Raw genomic sequence first — 733 nt, 5'->3', positions numbered from 1 at the left:
GTACAGGCGTGGCGGATGGTGCCGAGCGGAAAAGAATTCCTGCCGTTGGTCCAGGTGATGTCGGCCGGCAGGCTTGTGCCGGCGTTGGGCACGCTCAGCGAAAACACCTGCGCCGTCAGCGCCGCCGGCTCGTTGGCGAGCGGCCGGAATTGCATGACCGCGCCCGAGCGCGGCTCGCGATAGGTGGCGTGGCTCAGCAGGCATTCTTTTGCGAAGGCCGCCTGCATCGGGCCGAGCAAGCCCAGGAAAACGAAGGCCAGTGTGCGGGTGATCATCAGATGTCTCTGGGAAAGCGTTGCCTGGGGCCGCACAGTCGCATCATCCGCGCGAAAGCATAAGCGAAATCCGGAACGGCTGGGTTTGTCCGCTCCTGGACGAAAACTTATCCTGTACCCACGGCGACAGCCTGTATGGTCGAGCACAGCGGCCCAGGAGACAGATGATGCGGCGTTTGGTGATGACGATGGCAATGTCCGCATTTGCGGGCGGCCCGGCACTGGCGGCGGCGCCCTATGTCGGGGCATGGTCCAGCGACCGGCTGAACTGCAGTGCGGCGGCCGACGTCCAACGCGAAACCGTCTTCACTGTAGACCAGGCTGCCCTGTCGCTTCCCGAGTTTGGCTGCGAGCACGCGACATTTCGCAAAAATCCGACCGGATGGGTGGTGCGGGCAAGCCAATGCTACGGCTCTGACCCGTCGCTCGAAGAGCCGTTCACGCGCGTCATTCATATC

Annotated in this window: 1 protein-coding gene and 1 pseudogene; one reads left to right on the top strand and one right to left on the bottom strand. The window is 63.6% G+C overall.

The features are described 5' to 3' along the window. Positions 1-275: pseudogene (locus EN935_RS38770) on the bottom strand (hypothetical protein); the annotation flags it as partial. A gap of 194 nt (positions 276-469) precedes the next feature. On the opposite strand from EN935_RS38770, the gene EN935_RS38765 reads away from it, so the two are divergent. Continuing rightward, a partial coding sequence (locus tag EN935_RS38765) for a hypothetical protein (RefSeq protein ID WP_245489180.1) occupies positions 470-733 on the top strand: 264 nt, incomplete at its 3' end.

Origin of the sequence: Mesorhizobium sp. M7D.F.Ca.US.004.03.1.1, from assembly GCF_003998635.1 — a bacterium.
In the GTDB taxonomy this organism is placed as follows: Bacteria; Pseudomonadota; Alphaproteobacteria; order Rhizobiales; family Rhizobiaceae; genus Mesorhizobium; species Mesorhizobium loti.
The sequence above is the reverse complement of the archived record's forward strand: the minus strand, read 5'-3'. Positions and strand labels throughout refer to the sequence as shown.